Annotated in this window: 18 protein-coding genes; 10 read left to right on the top strand and 8 right to left on the bottom strand. The window is 73.7% G+C overall.

From position 1 onward, the window contains the following. The first annotated feature begins 5 nt into the window (after positions 1 to 5). A complete protein-coding gene (locus tag BLS70_RS04790; RefSeq protein ID WP_091764511.1) occupies positions 6 to 704 on the top strand; it encodes an AzlC family ABC transporter permease in 699 nt (232 codons plus the stop codon). Beyond that, positions 701 to 1,018, top strand: a complete 318-nt coding sequence (locus BLS70_RS04785) for an AzlD domain-containing protein (protein WP_091764510.1) — start codon at positions 701 to 703, stop codon at positions 1,016 to 1,018. Before BLS70_RS04790 ends, BLS70_RS04785 begins: the two co-directional genes overlap by 4 nt. A gap of 21 nt (positions 1,019 to 1,039) precedes the next feature. Here BLS70_RS04785 and BLS70_RS04780 read toward each other — a convergent pair whose 3' ends face one another. Together BLS70_RS04780 and BLS70_RS04775 are read right to left on the bottom strand one after the other, a co-directional pair. Continuing rightward, positions 1,040 to 1,561, bottom strand: a complete 522-nt coding sequence (locus BLS70_RS04780; RefSeq protein ID WP_091764509.1) for a DUF1003 domain-containing protein — start codon at positions 1,559 to 1,561, stop codon at positions 1,040 to 1,042. Next, positions 1,554 to 2,792 carry a magnesium transporter MgtE N-terminal domain-containing protein gene (locus tag BLS70_RS04775; RefSeq protein ID WP_091764508.1) on the bottom strand — a complete coding sequence of 413 codons (1,239 nt, stop codon included), beginning with the start codon at positions 2,790 to 2,792 and terminating at the stop codon, positions 1,554 to 1,556. The genes BLS70_RS04780 and BLS70_RS04775 overlap by 8 nt, the downstream gene beginning before the upstream one ends. 104 nt (positions 2,793 to 2,896) lie before the next feature. On the opposite strand from BLS70_RS04775, the gene BLS70_RS04770 reads away from it, so the two are divergent. From BLS70_RS04770 to BLS70_RS04750, 5 genes are all read left to right on the top strand, one after another. Continuing rightward, the gene (locus BLS70_RS04770) at positions 2,897 to 3,772 is read left to right on the top strand and encodes a PhzF family phenazine biosynthesis protein (RefSeq protein ID WP_091764841.1); all 876 of its coding nucleotides are present in this window, start codon (positions 2,897 to 2,899) and stop codon (positions 3,770 to 3,772) included. Further along, a complete protein-coding gene (locus BLS70_RS04765) occupies positions 3,772 to 4,752 on the top strand; it encodes a DMT family transporter (protein WP_091764507.1) in 981 nt (326 codons plus the stop codon). The genes BLS70_RS04770 and BLS70_RS04765 overlap by 1 nt, the downstream gene beginning before the upstream one ends. Before the next feature lie 29 nt (positions 4,753 to 4,781). Continuing rightward, the gene (locus BLS70_RS04760) at positions 4,782 to 5,243 is read left to right on the top strand and encodes a hypothetical protein (RefSeq protein ID WP_091764506.1); all 462 of its coding nucleotides are present in this window, start codon (positions 4,782 to 4,784) and stop codon (positions 5,241 to 5,243) included. Further along, positions 5,240 to 5,986, top strand: coding sequence for an SDR family oxidoreductase (locus tag BLS70_RS04755; RefSeq protein WP_091764505.1), 747 nt, complete (start codon positions 5,240 to 5,242; stop codon positions 5,984 to 5,986). Before BLS70_RS04760 ends, BLS70_RS04755 begins: the two co-directional genes overlap by 4 nt. Positions 5,987 to 6,067: 81 nt before the next feature. Then, positions 6,068 to 7,021, top strand: a complete 954-nt coding sequence (locus tag BLS70_RS04750; protein WP_091764504.1) for an HpcH/HpaI aldolase/citrate lyase family protein — start codon at positions 6,068 to 6,070, stop codon at positions 7,019 to 7,021. Between the two features lie 51 nt (positions 7,022 to 7,072). On the opposite strand, the gene BLS70_RS04745 is transcribed toward BLS70_RS04750, so the two are convergent. Together BLS70_RS04745 and BLS70_RS04740 are read right to left on the bottom strand one after the other, a co-directional pair. Further along, on the bottom strand, positions 7,073 to 7,558 hold the full coding sequence (locus BLS70_RS04745) for a DUF4190 domain-containing protein (protein ID WP_091764503.1): 486 nt from the start codon (positions 7,556 to 7,558) through the stop codon (positions 7,073 to 7,075). A gap of 105 nt (positions 7,559 to 7,663) precedes the next feature. Beyond that, on the bottom strand, positions 7,664 to 8,935 hold the full coding sequence (locus BLS70_RS04740) for a glycosyltransferase (RefSeq protein WP_176946291.1): 1,272 nt from the start codon (positions 8,933 to 8,935) through the stop codon (positions 7,664 to 7,666). 166 nt (positions 8,936 to 9,101) lie between these two features. Between BLS70_RS04740 and BLS70_RS04735 the strand changes: the two genes are divergently transcribed. Beyond that, positions 9,102 to 10,301, top strand: coding sequence for an acyl-CoA dehydrogenase family protein (locus BLS70_RS04735; RefSeq protein ID WP_091764501.1), 1,200 nt, complete (start codon positions 9,102 to 9,104; stop codon positions 10,299 to 10,301). A gap of 77 nt (positions 10,302 to 10,378) precedes the next feature. Here the strand turns inward: BLS70_RS04735 and BLS70_RS04730 are convergent, their stop codons facing one another. From BLS70_RS04730 to BLS70_RS04715, 4 genes are all read right to left on the bottom strand, one after another. After that, positions 10,379 to 11,170, bottom strand: a complete 792-nt coding sequence (locus tag BLS70_RS04730; RefSeq protein WP_091764500.1) for an ABC transporter permease — start codon at positions 11,168 to 11,170, stop codon at positions 10,379 to 10,381. Continuing rightward, positions 11,167 to 12,114, bottom strand: coding sequence for an ATP-binding cassette domain-containing protein (locus BLS70_RS04725; protein ID WP_091764499.1), 948 nt, complete (start codon positions 12,112 to 12,114; stop codon positions 11,167 to 11,169). Before BLS70_RS04725 ends, BLS70_RS04730 begins: the two co-directional genes overlap by 4 nt. Positions 12,115 to 12,126: 12 nt before the next feature. Next, positions 12,127 to 12,918 carry a DUF4097 family beta strand repeat-containing protein gene (locus BLS70_RS04720; protein WP_091764498.1) on the bottom strand — a complete coding sequence of 264 codons (792 nt, stop codon included), beginning with the start codon at positions 12,916 to 12,918 and terminating at the stop codon, positions 12,127 to 12,129. 87 nt (positions 12,919 to 13,005) lie between these two features. Continuing rightward, complete coding sequence (locus tag BLS70_RS04715; protein WP_091764497.1) at positions 13,006 to 13,512, bottom strand: toxin-antitoxin system HicB family antitoxin; 507 nt, start codon at positions 13,510 to 13,512, stop codon at positions 13,006 to 13,008. Positions 13,513 to 13,606: 94 nt separating this feature from the next. Between BLS70_RS04715 and BLS70_RS04710 the strand changes: the two genes are divergently transcribed. After that, complete coding sequence (locus tag BLS70_RS04710) at positions 13,607 to 14,149, top strand: AAA family ATPase (protein ID WP_091764496.1); 543 nt, start codon at positions 13,607 to 13,609, stop codon at positions 14,147 to 14,149. Between the two features lie 52 nt (positions 14,150 to 14,201). Beyond that, positions 14,202 to 15,137 carry a quinone oxidoreductase family protein gene (locus tag BLS70_RS04705; protein ID WP_091764495.1) on the top strand — a complete coding sequence of 312 codons (936 nt, stop codon included), beginning with the start codon at positions 14,202 to 14,204 and terminating at the stop codon, positions 15,135 to 15,137. Positions 15,138 to 15,502 lie beyond the last annotated feature (365 nt).

Below are 15,502 nucleotides of genomic sequence, written 5' to 3'. Positions count from 1 at the left end.
CGGACGTGTCCGACCCCGCCCGTTCCCGCACGCTCCGCGACGCCATCGGGCTCGGCATCGCCGTCGGTTTCTACGGCATCGCCTTCGGGGCCGCAGCCGAGGGCGCCGGGCTCGACGCCTGGCAGGCCATGACCCTGTCGGCGCTGATGTTCTCCGGCGCCTCGCAGTTCGCCCTGATCGGCGTCCTCGGTGCCGGGGGGAGCGCGCCGGCCGCCATCGGCAGCGCCCTGCTGCTCGGCGTCCGCAACACCGTGTACGGGGTTCGGATGGCGCCGCTCCTGGCGCCCCGGAGCGCGCTGGGCCGGGCCGGCGCCGCCCACTGGGTGATCGACGAGACCACCGCGATGGCCGTGGCCGCGCCCGACCGCGAGCTCGGGCGGCTGGCCTTCTGGGCCACCGGGGCGACGATCTACCTCGGCTGGAACGCCATGACCCTGGTCGGCGCGCTCGGCGCCTCCGGGCTGGGCGAGACCGCGCAGGCCGCCCTGGACTCCGTCGTCCCGGCGGCCTTCCTCGCCCTGCTGTGGCCGCGGCTGCAGCGGTCGAGCTCGACCGAGGCGGGCGCGCAGCGGCGGGTCGCGATCGGAGGAGCGGTGATCGCGCTGGCGCTGACCCCGTTCGTCCCCGCGGGCGTGCAGGTGATCGTCGCGGTCGTCGCCGTCGCGCTGGCCGGGCGGCCCCGGACAGCGGAGCGGCCGGCATGAGCGGCGACACGATGTGGACGGCGGTCGTCGTCGCCTCCATCGGCTGCTACCTGCTCAAGCTGGCCGGGATGTCGGTGCCGGCGGCCTGGGTCGAGCAGCCGTGGATCGCCCGCATCGTGGATTTCGTGCCGGCCGCGCTGCTGGCCGCGCTGGTCGCCGTCCAGGGCCTGACCAGCGAGGACCGCGTCGTCGTCGACGGGCGCCTGGCCGGGCTGGCCGTGGCGGCCCTGGCACTGGCGTTGCGGGCACCGTTCATCGTGGTGATCGCGCTCGCCGGGGCGACCGGCGCGGGCGTGCACCTGCTGGCCGGCTGAGCGCTGGCTGCGTCGGGCGGCTCAGGCGACCGGGTCGCGCTTCTTCTTCTGCTTCTTCTCGCGGCGCTCGCCGTCGTCGCCGGAGTCGTCCACGGCCAGCCGGTTGAGCTCGCTGCGGATGAAGTCACGGGTGGCCAGCTCGCCGACCGCGACGCGCAGCGAGGCCAGTTCCCGGGCCAGGTACTCGGTGTCCGCGCGGGTCGAGGCGGCGCGGGCGCGGTCCTCCTCGGCCTGCACCCGGTCGCGGTCGGCCTGCCGGTTCTGCGCCAGGAGGATCAGCGGCGCGGCGTAGGCGGCCTGGGTGGAGAACGCCAGGTTGAGCAGGATGAACGGGTAGGGGTCCCACCGGAGGTTGACGGCGACCACGTTCAGCGTGATCCAGACGATCACGATGATCGTCTGGACGGCGAGGAAGCGGCCGGTGCCCAGGAAGCGGGCGATCCCCTCGGCGAACGCGCCGACCGAGTCGGGGTTCAGCCGGAGGAACCCGGTGAACCGACGGGGCCCACCGCTGGGGACGTCGAGCCGGGGGCCGTCAGCCACGTCGGGCCCGCTCGCGCCAGTCGTCCGGCAGCAGGTGGTCGAGGACGTCGTCCACGCTGACCGCGCCCACGAGCCGGCCCTGGGCGTCGACGACCGGGGCGGCCACGAGGTTGTAGGTGGCGAAGTAGTGGGTCACCTCCGCCAGCGGGGTCTCCGGGCGCAGCGGCTCGAGGTCGTCGAGGATGCCGCTGACCAGGCTGGACGGGGGTTCGCGCAGCAGCCGCTGGATGTGCGCCAGCCCGAGGTACCGGCCCGTGGGGGTGGCCGAGGGCGGGCGGCAGACGTAGACCTGGCTGGCCAGCGAGGGGGTCAGCTCCGGCTCCCGCACCCGTGCCAGCGCCTCGGCGATCGTCGCGTCGGGGGCCAGGATGACCGGCTCGCTGGTCATCATCCCGCCGGCGGTGTCCTCGGAGTACTTGAGCAGCTGGCGAACCGGCTCGGCCTCGTCCGGCTCCATCAGCTCCAGCAGCCGGTTGCGGTCGACGTTCGACAGCTCCGCGAGGAGGTCGGCGGCGTCGTCGGGGTCCATCTCCTCGAGGACGTCGGCGGCGCGGCGCTCCTGCAGCGTGCCGAGGATGACCACCTGGTCGGCCTCGGGCAGCTCACCGAGGACGTCGGCCAGGCGCTCGTCGTCCATGGCCTCGGCGACCTCGTGCCGGCGCTTGATGGGCAGCTCCTGCAGCGCGTGCGCCATGTCGGCGGCGTTGAGCTCCCGGTAGGTGGCGATGAGCGTCTCGGCGCCCTGCCCGGTCTGCGGGAGCGCCAGCCCGGACACCTCGTCCCAGGCCACGGTGTGCAGCTGGCCGCGCCGTCCCAGCCGGCCGGGCTCCTGGACGGCGAGCTTCGAGAGCTGCCAGTCGCCGGTGCGGGTCTGCTCGATGCCGGCGTCGACGACGTGGGCCGGCTTCCCGCTCTCCAGGATCTGCACCGAGCGGTCCAGCAGCTCGCCGAGCACCAGCGTCTCCCCGGCCCGCTGCTCGAAGCGCTTCAGGTTCAGGGTGCCCGAGGCGAGCATCACCGCGCCCGGGTCGATCGCGGTGACCCGGCCCATCGGCACGAAGATCCGCCGGCGGGCGACCACCTCGACGACCAGCCCCAGCACGCGGGGGCACGCGGTGCCCATCCGCAGCGCGACGACGGCGTCGCGCACCTTGCCGACGCGGTCACCGTTGGGGTCGAACACGGTCAGCCCGGCGAGCCGGGAGACGTACGCCCTGGTCACCGTGGTCACGGGCTCCTCCTCGCTGGGGCTCGTCGGCCCCCGGGGCGGGGGTGCTCTGCCTGGTGCGCGCCCTCGCAGTCTCGGTCGCCGAGGGGGAGGCTACCGTCGGCGCCGTGAACGGCCCGGACTCGCTGGACTACGAGATCGTCGACGTGTTCGCGCCGCGGGCGTTCGCCGGGAACCCGCTGGCCGTCGTGCACGACGCCGACGCGCTCACCACCGGGCAGTGCCAGGCGCTGGCCAACGAGTTCCACCTCTCCGAGACCTCGTTCCTGTGCACCCCGACCGAGCCCGGCGCCGACTACCGGGTGCGCATCTTCACGCCGTACGCCGAGCTGCCCTTCGCCGGCCACCCCAGCGTCGGCGCCGCGCACACGCTGGTGCGGGCCGGCCGGCTGGCAGCGGGCAGGGTGCGCCAGGAGTGCGGCGCCGGTGTGCTCGACGTGGTGGTGGACGACGAGGGCGCCACCCTCTCCGGTGGGACGCCGACCCTCGAGGACGGCCCCGCGGCCGAGGAGCTGGCCCGGGCCCTGGGGCTGGAGCCGGCCGACGTCACCGGCGTGCCGGTCGAGGTCGCCGGGTGCGGCCTGCCCTTCGCCTACCTCTCCGTGCGGCCCGACGCCGTCGACCGCGCCGTCCCCCGGCCCGCCGCGCTGCGCGAGCTGGCCGTGGGAGAAGGCGTGTCGGTGCTGTCCTGGGACGCGACCACGGCCACCGCGGACGCCCGCGTCTTCGCCCGCGACATCGCCTGGGGCGAGGACCCGGCCACCGGTTCGGCCGCCCTGGGCACGGGCGTCTGGCTGGTGGAGGCCGGCCTGCTCGCCGGCGACGGGACGACGTCGTTCACCGTCCGGCAGGGCGAGGCGATGGGCCGGCCGTCGCTGCTCGAGTGCACGGTGACGGCCGCCGCGGGGAAGGCCACCGGCGCCACGGTGCGCGGGACGGTCGTGCCGATCGCGAGCGGCCGGATCCGGATCCCCCAGGAGTGATGGAGGACCCTCCTGCCCCCCTCCACTCGCAGGCTCGCGGCGGGACCCTGCACGAGGGCCGTGGCGGTGCCGCGTCCTCGTGGGCGGTCCAGCGACCAGGGGGCCGCGACGTCGCGCTCATGGGCGTGGCCGTCCTCGGCGTCTCCATGTCGGGGCCGCTCACCGCGCTGGTGGTGGCCCCGGTGCTGGCGGTCGCCTTCTGGCGCAACGCCGTCGGCGCCGCCGTCCTGCTGCCGGTGCTGCTGACGCGGGAGCGGTCGACCCTGCAAGGCCTGACGCTGCGCGACCTGCGGAGCTCGGTCGTCGCCGGGCTGTTCCTGGCCGCGCACTTCGCCGCCTGGCTGCCGAGCCTGACCATGACCACGGTCGCCGCCTCCACCGCGCTGGTCACCACCACCCCGATCTGGACGGCTCTGGCCGCCCGGTTCGTGGGCGTGCGGCTGCCCGCAACCGTCTGGTGGGGGCTCGTGCTCGCCGTCGCAGGGGCCGGGCTCATCGCCGGCGTCGACGTGTCGGTGAGCCTGGAGGCGCTGGCCGGTGACGGCCTGGCCCTGCTCGGGGCGATCTTCGCGGGCGGCTACGTGCTGGCCGGCGCGAGGGCGCGCGAGCGGTTGTCCACCTCGGCCTACGCCGTCGTCGCCTACTCCGTCTGCGCGGTGGTGGTGGCCCTCGGCGCGCTGCTCTTCGACGTACCCCTGCTGGGGATGAGCGGCCGCGACTGGCTGCTCATCGCGGGGATCACCTTCTGCGCCCAGCTGCTCGGGCACACACTGCTGAACCTGGTGCTCTCGACGGTGGGGCCGACGATGGTCAGCCTGGTGATCCTGCTCGAGGTGCCTGGGGCGACGCTGGTCGCGCTGGTGCTCCTGCAGCAGGCGCCGCCGCTGCTCGCGCTGCCCGGGATGCTCGCCGTCGTCGCCGGTGTCGCCCTCGTGGTGCGCGGGAGCCGCCCGACCACGCTGGTCGAACCCGCCACCTGACGTCACATCGCTGGCGACTGCGTCGTCCCATGGGCATGACGCTGACCGCACGCCGGATCCCGCTCTGGATCCTCGTCCTCCTGGGGCTCTACGTCGGGCTCTGGGCCCTCCTGTTCCCCGCCTCGTTCTACGAGTCGTTCCCCGGCCCTCTCGGTGCCTGGGTCGCTGCCGACGGGCCCTACAACGAGCACCTCGTCCGTGACGTCGGGGCCTTCAACCTCGGGCTCGCCGTGGCCTCCGCGGCCGCGTCGCGGTACCGCGAGCGCGGGCCCGGGCTCGTCGTCGCGATGGCCTGGATCGTCTACTCGGTGCCCCACCTCGGTTACCACCTGCACCACCTCGCCGGACTGCCGGTCGTGGACGCCGTCGCGCAGGTCATCGCGCTGAGCGTCACCGCCGTGCTCGCGGTCCCGCTGCTGCTGCCCGTCCGGGAGAGCCCGTCGGCCGACCCGACCGGTGTCCGCGGCGCGTTCGTGGCGGGAACCCGATGAGGGTCGCCGTCGCCGGTGGGACCGGCACCGTCGGCCACCACGTCGTGGACGTCGCCGAGGAGCACGGGCACGAGGTCGTCGTCCTGTCGCGCTCCCGCGGGGTGGACCTCGCCGCCGGCACGGGGCTGGACGCGGTCCTCCACGGAGTCGACGCCGTAGTGGACGTGGCGTCGGTCATGACGCAGTCGGGGGAGGAGGCGGTGCGGTTCTTCCGGGCCGTCACCACGAACCTCCTGGCCGCCGAGGCCCGGGTGGGTGTGGGCCACCACGTCGCGCTGTCCATCGTCGGCATCGACCGCGCACCGGTCGGGCACTACGCCGGCAAGGTGGCGCAGGAGGAGCTCGTGACGGCCGGGCCGGTGCCCTGGACCCTGCTGCGGGCCACGCAGTTCCACGAGTTCGCCGGGCAGCTCCACGGTCAGCTGCGGTTCGGCCCCTTCCACCCGGTACCGGTGATGACGTCGCAGCCGGTCGCTGCTCGGGAGGTCGCCGAGCGCCTGGTCGCCCTGGTCGAGGCGGGCCCCGCCGGGCGCGTCGCCGACCTGGCCGGACCGGAGGTCCTGCGCATGACCTCCATGGTCCGGAGCTACGCCCGGGCCACCGGCCGGGGAGGGGTGGTGCTCCCCGTCCCGGTGCCGGGGAAGCTCGGGAGGGCGTTCCGCGACGGCAGCCTGACGGCCGGGTCGGACGCCGATCAGGGCGTGCAGACCTTCGCCCGGTGGGTCGCCGCGCTGGCCCGGTGATCACCGCGATGACGCGAGCGGCGAGGCCCGTCGCTACGCTCCGTGCAACCGAATCGTCGACTCCAGATCAGCGGAGGCACTGTGGCCGAGCTCCGATCCCGCCGTTCCAACCTGGCCGTTCCCGGCAGCAACCCCCGGTTCCTCGAGAAGGCCAAGGGCCTCCCCGCGGACCAGGTGTTCCTCGACCTCGAGGACGCGTGCGCGCCGCTGGCCAAGCCCGGTGCCCGCAAGAACATCGTCGCAGCGCTGAACGAGGGCGGCTGGGGCGACAAGATCCGCACCGTCCGGGTCAACGACTGGACGACGGAGTGGACCTTCCAGGACGTGCTGGAGGTCGTCGGGGGCGCCGGCGCGAACCTCGACGCGATCATGCTGCCGAAGGTCCAGGACGCCGCTCAGGTCAAGGCGCTGGACATGCTGCTGACCCAGATCGAGAAGGCCAACGGCTACGAGGTCGGCAAGATCGGCATCGAGGCGCAGATCGAGACCGCGCAGGGCCTCATCAACGTCAACGACATCGCGTTCGCCAGCGACCGCATCGAGACGATCATCTTCGGCCCCGCCGACTTCATGGCCTCGATCAACATGAAGTCCCTGGTCGTGGGCGCGCTGCACCCCGACTACCCGGGCGACCCGTTCCACTACATCCTCATGCAGATCCTCATGGCCGCCCGCGCCCGTGGCGTGCAGGCCATCGACGGCCCCTTCCTGCAGGTGCGCGACGTGCCCGCGTTCGAGGAGGTCGCCAAGCGCTCGGCGATGCTCGGCTTCGACGGCAAGTGGGTGCTCCACCCCGGCCAGATCGACGCCGCGAACGAGATCTACGCGCCGTCCCAGGAGGACTACGACCACGCCGAGCTCATCCTCGACGCCTACGACTGGGCGACGTCGGAGGCCGGTGGCAAGAAGGGCTCGGCGATGCTCGGCGACGAGATGATCGACGAGGCCAGCCGCAAGATGGCGCTGGTCATCGCGGGCAAGGGCCGCGCCGCCGGGCTCTCCCGGACGTCGTCCTTCACACCGCCGGAGAGCTGAGAACGATCCCGATCGACGGCCGCCCGGTGCACCCGGGCGGCCGTCGTCGTCTCAGTAGCTCTCGTTGGCCAGCGCGATGACGGCGATCAGCCAGACGACGATGAGCAGGACGAAGAAGGCGGTCACGATGCCGCCGACGATGATGCCGGCGAGTGCCAGACCGTCGCCGTCCTCGTGGGTCCGGCGGATCTGCCGGCGGGCGATGATGCCGGTGACCAGCCCGGCCGGTGCGAAGACGAAGGCCAGCACCAGCGACAGGATCGCCAGCGAGTTGGTCGGCCGGCCGTAGGGATAGCCGTAGGCCGGCTGGCCGTACGGGGGCTGGCCGTAGGGGGGCTGGCCGTACGGGGGCTGGCCGTAGGGCGGCTGGCCGTACTGGCCCTGCCCGTACTGGTCCTGGCCCGGCGCGTACCGGGTCTCGTCGTACTGGGGCGGCCCGAACCCCGGCTGGCCGTAGCCCGGCTGTCCGGGCGGCTGCTCGCCGGGGTAGCGGCCCCCGTCGGGAGCGGTCTGCCTGCCGTCGTCCGGACTGCTCATCGAATCTCCTCGTGCTCGCCGGCGAGGGCCGGCCGGTCGGCCTACTCCACCACGGCCGGGCCGCCCACGGGAGCAGACACTCGCTCGATCCGGCCGCGCGGGCGGTCAGACCGGCGTCCGCTCGACGGTCGCCTCGAGCAGGTCGGCGACCCGGAGCTCGGCGCCGCGCTCCTCCCGGAGGGCCGCCCCGAGCCGGCCGGCCCGTTCGACGGTGGCCGGCTCCAGCGCCGCCCGGAGGCCGCGCTCGAGCGCGGTCTCGTCCAGGTCGGCGAACCGGACGTGCGTCCCGACACCGAGCGCCTGCAGCCGCGCTCCCCAGAACGGCTGGTCGGCGAAGACCGAGCAGACCAGCGACGGCAGGCCGGCGGAGACGACGGCGGACGTCGTGCCCGCGCCGCCGTGGTGGACGGCGGCCGCGCACCGCGGCAGCACCGCGTCGTGGTCGAGGACGCCGGCCACGCGCACCCGGTCATCGCCGGCGCCCGTGAAGGCGCTCCAGCCGGCGCCGACCAGCGCCCGCAGCCCCAGGCGGGTGCAGACGGCGCGCACCCGGTCGAGCGCCGCGGCCGGATCCGTGACCGGCATGCTGCCGAACCCCACGAACACCGGTGGCGGCCCCTCGTCGAGCCAGCCGGCGAGGTCGGGGTCGATGCCCGTCTCGCCGACCCGCGCCCGCAGCTCGGGGGTGGGGTCCAGGAACCCGACCAGCGGACGGTGCGGGCCGTAGTCGTCCAGAGCCGGCACCAGCAGCCGGCTGTAGGCCTGGACCTCCGTCGAACCCCTGTCCGCGAGCTGCCGGGCCGTCGATCGGCGGCTCGCAGGCAGCCCGAGGTCGCGGCGGCAGTCGGCCACCTCGGTGCGGACGCCGCGCCACCAGACCTGCTCGAACAGGAGGTGCGTGATCCGGTTGACCGGCGCGGGCAGCGGGCGCTGGGTGACCAGCGCGGCCGGGTAGGCCGACGTGCGGCGCACCGGGAAGCTGTGCAGCGTCACCAGCAGGACGCCGGCTGCCTCGGCGGCGGCCAGCGCGACGTCCTCGGCGAGCACCCCGGCCACCACGAGGTCGGCCCCGGCGGTCACCGCCCGCAGCTGTGCGCGACTCTCCGGGGCGTGCTGCGTCGACTCGGCCGACAGCGCGGCCATGAACGCCCGCACGTTCCCCGCGGCCAGCCACTCCTGCCCGCGCGCGGAGGTCATGAAGGCCTGGCTGTCCGGGCCGAAGGGCAGGGCCGTCACCCCGGCCGCCAGGCACCAGCCGACCAGATTGGGCGACACCCCGAGGACGACCTCGTGACCCCGCCGCTGCAGCTCCAGGGCCAGCACGAGCATCGGCTGGGTGTCCCCGCGCGTGCCGCAGGTGACGAGGGCGAGGCGCACGGCGCACTCCTCCGGTCGGGACGGACCGCTCGTCCGGTGCGGCACAGGCTGCACCCCACGGCCCCCGGAGTCCATACCGCAGGTGACCGGGCGCACGCGGAGCGCCGGTGGGCGTGGCCCATACTCGGCGGTAACACGGACGCAGAAGTCCCGAAGGAGTGGACCGTTGACCCGCTTGGCACAGACCGCTGACCTGACCGACATCCAGCGCGAGATCCTGTCGACCGTCAGGAGCTTCGTCGACCGCGAGATCATCCCGCACGCGCAGGAGCTCGAGCACGGCGACATCTACCCGCAGGAGATCGTGGACGGGCTCAAGGAGCTCGGCATCTTCGGCCTGATGATCCCCGAGGAGTACGGCGGCCTCGGCGAGTCGCTGCTGACCTACGCGCTGGTGGTCGAGGAGATCGCCCGCGGCTGGATGAGCGTCTCCGGCGTCATCAACACCCACTTCATCGTGGCCTACCTGCTGCGCCAGCACGGCACGCAGGAGCAGAAGGAGTACTACCTCCCGCGCATGGCCACCGGCGAGGTGCGCGGGGCCTTCTCCATGTCGGAGCCCGGTCTGGGTTCCGACGTCGCCGCCATCCGCACCAAGGCGACGAAGAACGCCGACGGCGACTACACGATCAACGGCCAGAAGATGTGGCTGACGAACGGCGGCAGCTCGACCCTGGTCGCCGCGCTGGTGCGCACCGACGAGGGCGCCGAGCGCGCCCACGAGAACCTCACGACCTTCCTGATCGAGAAGCCGGCCGGCTTCGGCGAGGTCAAGCCCGGGATCACGATCCCCGGGAAGATCGACAAGATGGGCTACAAGGGCGTCGACACCACCGAGCTGGTGTTCGACGGCTACCAGGCCAAGGCCGGCGACATCCTCGGCGGCGTCCCCGGCAAGGGCTTCGCGCACATGATGGACGGCGTCGAGGTCGGCCGGGTCAACGTCGCGGCCCGCGCCTGCGGCATCTCGATCCGCGCCTTCGAGCTGGCCATCGCCTACGCCCAGCAGCGGGAGACCTTCGGCAAGCCGATCGCCCACCACCAGGCGATCGCCTTCCAGCTCGCCGAGATGGCCATCAAGGTCGAGGCCGCCCATCTGATGATGGTCAACGCCGCCCGCCTCAAGGACGCCGGCAAGCGCAGCGACGTGGAGTCGGGCATGGCCAAGACGCTGGCCAGCGAGTACTGCGCCGAGGTCACCACGCAGTCCTTCCGCATCCACGGCGGCTACGGGTACTCCAAGGAGTACGAGATCGAGCGGCTCATGCGCGAGGCGCCCTTCCTGCTCATCGGCGAGGGCACCAGCGAGATCCAGAAGACGATCATCAGCCGCGGTCTGCTCAAGGAGTACAAGATCAAGAGCTGACCCGCCTGACCGTCGAACCCAGGAGGCCCAGGACCGCGTCGGTCCTGGGCCTCCGGCGTTCGACGCTCCCGAGACTCTCAGCGGGCGGGACGGCGCTCGTAGTTGCGCCGCGCCCACAGGTAGCCGACCAGCGCGATGCCCACGCACCACGCCGTCGCCACCAGGCCGCTGGAGCCGATGGCCGTCCCGGTGAGCAGGCCGCGCACCGTCTCGATGATCGGCGTGAACGGCTGGTTCTCGGCGAACCACCGCAGCGCCGCCGGCATCGACTCCACCGGCACGAAGCCGCTGCCGAAGAACGGCAGGAGCATCAGCGGCATCGGCAGGTTGCTCGCCGCCTCGACGGTCTTCGTGTGCAGCCCCATGGCGATCGACAGCCAGGACAGCGCGAAGCTGGTCATGGCCAGGACGCCGGCGACCGCGAGCCACTCCACGGCGTTCGCGCCGGGCCGGAAGCCGATGAGCAGCGCGACGGCGACGACGAGGGTCAGCCCCACCATCGTCTGGATCACCGCGCCGACGACGTGTCCGGTGAGCACCGACCCGCGGGCGATCGACATGGTGCGGAACCGGGCGATGATGCCCTCGGTCATGTCCATGGCGATGCCGATCGCGGTTCCCTGCGCCCCGCCGGTGATGGCCAGGACGAGGATCCCGGGGGCGACGTAGTCGAGGTACTCTGCCCGGCCGCCGGACGGCAGGCCCAGCCCGGCGCCGAGCGTCCCGCCGAAGACGTAGACGAACAGCAGCAGGAAGACGATCGGCAGGGCGGCGACGATCAGCGTCAGGCCGGGGTAGCGGACGGCCCGCTTGAGGTTGCGCCGCAGCATCGTCGCGGAGTCGGTCACGGTGAGTGCGAGCGTGGTCATGCGGTCACCTCTGCGGGGGTCGGGCGGCCGGTCAGCGCCAGGAAGACGTCGTCCAGGTCGGGGGTGTGCACGGTCAGGCCGGCGACGTCGATGCGAGCGTCGTCCAGCCGGGTGAGCAGGGCGCGCAGCTCGGCGACGCCGCCGTCGCCGGGGACCTCCAGCGCCAGCCCGGCGGCGTCGGGCGCGGGGAGGCCGAGCACGCGCGCGGCCTCGTGCAGGGACGGCGCGTCGTCGAACTGCAGGCGCACGTGCCCGCCGGGGACCAGGCGCTTCAGCTCGTCGGCGGTGCCCTCGGCGACCAGCCGGCCGGAGTCCAGCACACCGATGCGGTCGGCCAGCTGGTCGGCCTCCTCCAGGTACTGCGTGGTGAGGAGGATGGTCACGCCGTCGGCCACCAGCCCGCGGACGACGTCCCACATGGCCCGGCGGCTGCGCGGGTCCAGGCCGGTCGTCGGCTCGTCGAGGAAGACCACGCGCGGGTCGCCCATGAGCCCCATGGCGAGGTCGAGACGCCGGCGCATGCCGCCGGAGTAGGTGCTCGGCACCCGGTCGGCGGCGTCGACCAGGTCGAACCGCTCGAGCAGGTCGGCTGCCCGGCGCCGGCCCTCGCCGCGGCCGACGTGCAGCAGGTCGGCCACGAGGCGGAGGTTCTCGGCCCCGGTCAGCAGGTCGTCGAGGGCGGAGAACTGGCCGGTCAGCGCGATCGAGGACCGCACGCCGTCGGCCTCGCGGCGCAGGTCGTGCCCGGCGATGCGGGCCTCCCCACCGTCGGGTGGCAGCAGGGTGGACAGGATGTCGACGGTGGTGGTCTTGCCGGCTCCGTTGGGGCCGAGCAGGGCGAAGACCGTCCCCTCGGGCACGGTCAGGTCGAGGCCGTCGAGGACGACCTTCGCACCGAAGGACTTGCGCAGTCCGGTGACGGCGATGGCGGCGTCGGTGGGCATGTCGGTCTCCTCTCAGGCCCGGCGGATCGTGATGTCGCCGTAGGACGTACGGGCGTGGATCTCGACGGTCTCGTCGGCGCCCTCGGGACCTTCGCTCTCGGTGAGCAGGTTGCGGACGCGCCCGGTGCCGGCGGAGACGTCCAGCCAGGCGGCCGTCCCCTCGCGCACGCCGGCCTCGACCTCGCCGTAGGCGGTCTCCAGGATCAGCGAGCCGCGGACGGCCTCGCCGACGCGCACCTGGCCGTACTTGGTGGTGCCGGCCAGCGAGCCGAGCGCCCGCTCGACGGTGACGTTGCCGTAGCCGGTCTCCAGCCGGGCCGGCCCGGCGGTCTCGCCGACCCGGATCTCCCCGTAGGAGGTGGTGACCTCGGTGCGGCCGTCCACGGTGTCGGCGGAGACGTTGCCGCTGGAGCTGCGGGCACGCAGGGTGCCGGCCTGGTCGATGCGGACGGCGCCGTGCTTGCACTCCAGGTCGGCGGCGCCCATTCGCCCGAGGCAGGTGATGTCACCGGCGGTGGTGCGGACGTCGAGGGAAGAGCCCGCCGGCAGGACGACGTCGACGTCGATCTCCGGGCCGGAACCGAAGAAGAGCAGCCGGGGGCGGCTGGTCGACCGGATCAGCAGCTCGCCGTCGCGGAACGTGACCTGGGTCTGCTCGGCGGCGGCGACGTCGGCGGAGCTCTCGGCGTTGCGCGGCCGGACGATGACGGTGGTGTCGTGGCGGTCGTCGGCGCGGACCTGCACGGCGCCGTAGGCGACCTCGATGCGGGCCCGGACGGGGCCGGGGGTGTCGAACGTGGGCATGGCTGTGCCCTCCTCGGGGCAGGCGGGATCGCCCCCGGACCGGTCGGTCGGGGTCGGCGGTGCGGGTGCGTGTGCCGGGCGGGGCGGCTAGCGGGCCCAGCCCGTGTACTCGGCGCCGTGGGCACGGCGGCCGCGGCGGGATTCGGACGACGGGCGCGTCTGGGGATCGACGGCGTTGGCGACCGCCCGGACCAGCCAGGTGTTGACCGAGACGCCCAGGCGGGTGGCCGCCTCGTCGACGCGGGCCTTGAGCTGCTCGGGCAGGCGGAGCGTGATGCGGACGGTCTCGCCCTCCTCGACGTCCGCTGCCGGCTCGGCGGCCGGTGCTTCTGCCGGTGCCGGCTCGGGTGACGGGGGAGCGGTCACCGCGAAGCCGAGGTCGCTGCCGCGGAGCCGCACGTCGACGGCGCCGGGGGCGAGCTCGGCGGTGATCTCCTCGGCGGCCTGGGACAGCGCGGACAGCAGTGCCAGGCGGACCGAGGACTCCAGCGGAGCGGTCAGCCGCTCGGCCAGTGCGCGGGACTCCTCGCCACCGGCGTCAGCGGCCGCCAGGAGATCGCGGCGCAGCTGGTCGACGAAGGGGGTGAGGTCCATGACGTCACCATGACACCATATTGACGTCAGCGCAACCATCTATGGTGTCACGAGTGCCGCCCGCCCCGGCGGGCACGCCGCTAGGGTCCGTGAGGTGGACGGCCGACCTCACCTGATCGTGCTGCGCGGCAACTCCGCCAGCGGCAAGACGACGATCGCCGCCGCGCTCCAGAGAGCGCTCGGTCGCGGCACGGCGAACATCGGCCAGGACCACTTCCGGCGGGTGGTCCTGCGCGAGCACGACACACCTGGCGCCGACAACATCGGCCTGATCGCGCACACCATCCGCTACTGCACCGGCCGGAGCTACAACGTCATCGCCGAGGGAATCTTCGTGGCGGATCACTACCGCGACATGCTGCGGGAGGTCATCGCGGAGCACCCCGGCCCGACGCACGTCTTCTACCTGGACGTGCCGCTCGAGGAGACGGTGCGCAGGCACATGGCCCGGCCGCTCGGAACGGAGCTGCCGGTCGACAAGCTCCGGGAGTGGTACGTGCCGTCGGACACCCTCGGCGTCCCCGGAGAGGTCGTGCTCGACGGCGCCGCCGACCTGGCGACCACCGTGCAGAGCATCCGGGACGTGATCGGACCTGTCCCGACCAGGCCGGCCGCAGCCGGCGCCCGGTTCCGCTAGGGACCGGCTGAGAAGGCTCGCCGGCCGACGGGGCGTCCGGTATGCAGGACGCATGCGAGCAGCGGGAGTGACCGAGTTCGGTGGGCCCGAGGCCCTGCACATGGTCGACGTCGAGCCGGAGCCGCTCGGCCCGGGCCAGGTCCGCCTCCAGGTGCAGGCGGCCGCGGTGGCCCCCACCGACACCCATGCGCGGTCGGGGGCGTACGCGGGCCGCGACCCGTTCAAGACGCCGCCGTGGGTGCCGGGCATGGACGTCGCCGGCATCGTCACCGAGGTGGGCGAGGGCGTCGACCACCTGGCCGTCGGCGACCTCGCGATGGGCATCGTCGTCCCGATGGGGCCCCACGGCGCCTACCGCGAGGACAAGGTGCTCTCCGGCAACTCGGTGGTGCGCGCGCCGCGGGGCGCCACCGCGATCGAGGCGTGCACGCTGCCGATGAACGGGCTCACCGCCCGCATGGCGTTGGACCGCATGGCGCTGCAGCCGGGCCAGGTGCTCGCGGTCACCGGATCGGCCGGGGCCTTCGGTGGCTTCGTCGTCCAACTGGCCAAGGCCGACGGGCTGACCGTCGTCGCCGACGCCTCCGAGGCCGACGAGCAGCTGGTTCGCGACCTCGGCGCCGACGTCGTCGTGCGCCGGGGGGACGACGTCGCTGCGCGCATCCGGGAGCTCTACCCGGACGGTGTCGACGGCCTGGCCGACGGCGCGGTGCAGAGCGAGCTCGTGCTGGCTGCGGTGAAGGACGGCGGCGCGATGGCGACCGTCCGTGGCTACAAGGGCAACGGGGAGCGGGGCCTCCGCGCCCTCCCCAACCAGGTCGCGCGGGCAGCCGAGGACCGGGCCGCGCTGGACCGGCTGCGCCAGCAGGTGGAGGACGGCGTCCTGACGCTGCGGGTCGCGCGCACCTTCCCCGCCGAGCAGGCCGCCGACGCGCACCGGCTGCTCGAGGCCGGCGGCATCCGCGGGCGGATCGTCCTGACCTTCTGACCGGCCCGGTCGAGGCCCTGGCGGCCGCCTGGGCGCGGCGTCACCCGGACGGGCGTCCCCGGTCGCCGGGCCTGTCGCCGCGTGCGAGGGTCGCCTCGCCGGGTGGTGACGGAGACAGGGTTGGACCGATACGGACGGTTCCGTCTACCCTCCGGCGGGATCTGCTGCCGTTCCCGGACCGAGGGGTGTCCGACCGCAGTGCCGGACCGGGGTTCGCCCCGACCGGGACGCGGGAGCGCGGCGGAGAAGACACGCGGGGAGACAGTCGTGAAGGGCACAACCGGCCTACGGCGGGGCAAGTCGATCAGGTCGAGGTCCCGTCGACGGTGGGGCATCACGGCGGGTACGTCAGCGGTGCTCCTGGG

The sequence above is a fragment of the Blastococcus aurantiacus genome (assembly GCF_900102425.1).
Taxonomy (GTDB): domain Bacteria; phylum Actinomycetota; class Actinomycetes; order Mycobacteriales; family Geodermatophilaceae; genus Blastococcus; species Blastococcus aurantiacus.
The sequence above is the reverse complement of the archived record's forward strand: the minus strand, read 5'-3'. Positions and strand labels throughout refer to the sequence as shown.

Coding starts and splice junctions, on each gene's coding strand:
- BLS70_RS04785 (WP_091764510.1), top strand. CDS start 701: ATGAGCGGCGACACGATGTGGACGGCGGTCGTCGTCGCCTCCATCGGC.
- BLS70_RS04715 (WP_091764497.1), bottom strand. CDS start 13,512: ATGGACCTCACCCCCTTCGTCGACCAGCTGCGCCGCGATCTCCTGGCG.
- BLS70_RS04730 (WP_091764500.1), bottom strand. CDS start 11,170: ATGACCACGCTCGCACTCACCGTGACCGACTCCGCGACGATGCTGCGG.
- BLS70_RS04760 (WP_091764506.1), top strand. CDS start 4,782: ATGGGCATGACGCTGACCGCACGCCGGATCCCGCTCTGGATCCTCGTC.
- BLS70_RS04755 (WP_091764505.1), top strand. CDS start 5,240: ATGAGGGTCGCCGTCGCCGGTGGGACCGGCACCGTCGGCCACCACGTC.
- BLS70_RS04705 (WP_091764495.1), top strand. CDS start 14,202: ATGCGAGCAGCGGGAGTGACCGAGTTCGGTGGGCCCGAGGCCCTGCAC.
- BLS70_RS04720 (WP_091764498.1), bottom strand. CDS start 12,918: ATGCCCACGTTCGACACCCCCGGCCCCGTCCGGGCCCGCATCGAGGTC.
- BLS70_RS04725 (WP_091764499.1), bottom strand. CDS start 12,114: ATGCCCACCGACGCCGCCATCGCCGTCACCGGACTGCGCAAGTCCTTC.
- BLS70_RS04745 (WP_091764503.1), bottom strand. CDS start 7,558: ATGAGCAGTCCGGACGACGGCAGGCAGACCGCTCCCGACGGGGGCCGC.
- BLS70_RS04765 (WP_091764507.1), top strand. CDS start 3,772: ATGGAGGACCCTCCTGCCCCCCTCCACTCGCAGGCTCGCGGCGGGACC.